This is a genomic window from Campylobacter sp. RM9328, assembly GCF_012978615.1.
This window is the reverse complement of sequence record NZ_LIWF01000033.1, coordinates 1-2,308: the sequence shown is the minus strand read 5'-3', so window position 1 is coordinate 2,308 and position 2,308 is coordinate 1. Positions and strand designations below refer to the sequence as shown.

Sequence of the window (2,308 nt, the reverse complement as noted above, 5' to 3'; positions counted from 1 at the left end):
GCATACGAGATAGCAAAAAGCCGCACAGATATAGTATATGGCGGTATTTGTATACCGGAGCGTCACATCACTAAAGGCGATGAACATCTAAGAGTTGCTCAAAAGATACAGCAAGGATGTAAATTTTTCATCACACAAGCAGTTTATGACGATAAAAATGCAAAGAAATTTTTAGACGACTACGCTAAGCTTGACGCGCCAAAAGTGCCGATAATCTTTACATTTACGCCGTGCGGAAGTGCAAGAAGTCTTGAGTTTATGAAGTGGCTTGGTATAGAAATTTCACCCAAAACCGAGCAAGAGCTTTTGGGTGCGCAAGATATGTTGGCTCACTCGATGAAACATAGTGCAAAGCTTTTTGGGGAGTTATATGAGTATGGAAAGAGGCTTGGAATTTCAATAGGTGCAAACGTCGAAAGCGTTGCTAAGAACAAGACTGATATCGCCGCCGCTGTTACGCTTTTTAGCAGCCTAAAAACGATGATATAGCTAGCGATAGACCGATTTTGGTCTTTCGCTCTTCTTAAATTTCACATTTTATTCAAAGTTTTTTAATTTTTACGCTAAAATCGCGCTTTTGTTTAGGAGAATTTATGAGTAGGACAAATTTAGCCTGGCTTTTGGTAATACTTGGAGGTATTGTTGAGGTGTGTTGGGTGGCTGGTTTAAAGCATGCCGATAGCTTGTTTTTATATACATTAACGATACTTGGTGTGATGTTTTCATTTTCAGCCATGATAATGGCTTGCAAAAGTATCGAAGTTAGTGTTGCATATAGTGTGTTTGTGGGGATTGGTGTAGGCGGAGTGGTACTTGGCGAGATGATGTTTTTTAATGAGCCTGTATCTATGATTAAAATTTCTCTTATCGCCTTACTTATGGTTGGCGTTGTAGGGCTCAAATTTACAAGCAACGAACAAGATGAAAAAACGGTAAAAACTCTTTCAAAAGATCTTGGCATAGATGAGATAGAAGAGGACTTAAACGAGCTTGGAGGCGGTAAAATATGAGCTGGCTTGCTTTGATAACGGCTGGGATTTTGGAGATATTTGGCGTTATTGCTATGAAGAAATTTATACTTCTTATCGCTGTTTTGTTTATGATAAGTTTTTCGTTTCTTGGTATCGCTATGGAGGAAATTTCAATGGGCACAGCCTATGCTATATGGACCGGTATAGGTGCAGGTGGAGGTGTCGCGGTTGGAATTTTGTTTTTTAAAGAGAGCGGAAACTTTAAGAAGATATTTTTTATAACACTTATTTTAGCCTCGAGTATCGGACTAAAGATCATATCTTGAAATTTTAAGATATTTATTATGCAGTATTTGCGCCAAAAGCTTGTGTTGATTTTGGAAAAGGTTAAATTTTACCGACGAGAAATAACAAGCAGCAAGCAAGCTTAATGCTTGTTAAATTGCTTCGTATGATATTGTCAGCTTAAGGTTGTAAAATGCAACTTTTAATTCATCTTGCGTGTATGGGCTAATAATAGAACTTTACAAAGATAGAGCAAAAGAGCTTCTTGATGATATCTTTTAATGCTCTATATTCAAAATGGACATAATTTATTCTGATTTGCTCTAAAATTTACTTTAGATTTTGGAGATAAATTGACTATTCATAGCACAACGTCTATCTTATATCCAATACCTCTAACCGTCTTTATCTCTAAATTTGGTATCTTTTGTCTTATCTCTCTAAGAAGCGACCTTAGTCTATCTTGAGATGAACTCTCACCTTTGTATATTAGGTGGTCAAGCTCTTGATAGGTCACGACATGAGGTGCATTTTTGGCTAGAGTTTCTAGCAAAAGAGCTTCTTTTTTGCCAAGCTCGATCCTCTTGTCTTTGTCTGTTACATAAAGGGACTCTTTGTCAAAAACAAGTCCGTTAGCAAACTCAAATTTAGATCCAAGTAGCACTTTACAGAGCTTAAATACATGAAATATAAACTCATCCGGAGGAAATGGTCTGATTATAAAGTCATCAACCCTAGCGTAATAAATTTTCTTAAATAGCGTCGGGATAGACTCATCAAGTATAAGTAGGATAGGAGTTGTGTTTTTGTTGTCACGTATAAATTTGACAAGGCTGAGATCGCCCTGTTTTGCTTTTATGTCAAAAACATACAGGTCGTATCTGTTGCCGTTGTCAAAATCATCCATCACATCTTGTTCGCTCTCAAAACGAATGATCCTAAAGTTAAACCTATAAAGAGCTGCGCTCAGACTTACGTTTAGATCAAAATCTTTTGAGAGCAAAAGTATGTGCTTCATGGATTTTATCCGTGTGAAGGGGTAGCTTTGGCGG

Annotated in this window: 4 protein-coding genes; 3 read left to right on the top strand and 1 reads right to left on the bottom strand. The window is 37.3% G+C overall.

Translation table 11 applies throughout. The features are described from left to right. From CCAL9328_RS10445 to CCAL9328_RS10435, 3 genes are all read left to right on the top strand, one after another. The coding region (locus tag CCAL9328_RS10445) for a methylenetetrahydrofolate reductase (protein WP_169938902.1) at positions 1–489 on the top strand (489 nt) is incomplete at its 5' end. 104 nt (positions 490–593) lie between these two features. Continuing rightward, positions 594–1,010, top strand: a complete 417-nt coding sequence (locus CCAL9328_RS10440) for a DMT family transporter (RefSeq protein WP_170000615.1) — start codon at positions 594–596, stop codon at positions 1,008–1,010. Next, positions 1,007–1,297, top strand: coding sequence for a DMT family transporter (locus tag CCAL9328_RS10435; protein ID WP_169972579.1), 291 nt, complete (start codon positions 1,007–1,009; stop codon positions 1,295–1,297). The genes CCAL9328_RS10440 and CCAL9328_RS10435 overlap by 4 nt, the downstream gene beginning before the upstream one ends. A 320-nt stretch (positions 1,298–1,617) precedes the next feature. Here CCAL9328_RS10435 and CCAL9328_RS10430 read toward each other — a convergent pair whose 3' ends face one another. Further along, entirely contained in the window at positions 1,618–2,274 is a 657-nt protein-coding gene (locus CCAL9328_RS10430) for a response regulator transcription factor (protein ID WP_169938907.1), read from the bottom strand. Positions 2,275–2,308: the final 34 nt, after the last annotated feature.

What these genes read in the sequence shown, in the direction of transcription:
- CCAL9328_RS10440 (WP_170000615.1), top strand. Translation starts at nt 594, where the DNA reads ATGAGTAGGACAAATTTAGCCTGGCTTTTGGTAATACTTGGAGGTATT.
- CCAL9328_RS10430 (WP_169938907.1), bottom strand. Translation starts at nt 2,274, where the DNA reads ATGAAGCACATACTTTTGCTCTCAAAAGATTTTGATCTAAACGTAAGT.
- CCAL9328_RS10435 (WP_169972579.1), top strand. Translation starts at nt 1,007, where the DNA reads ATGAGCTGGCTTGCTTTGATAACGGCTGGGATTTTGGAGATATTTGGC.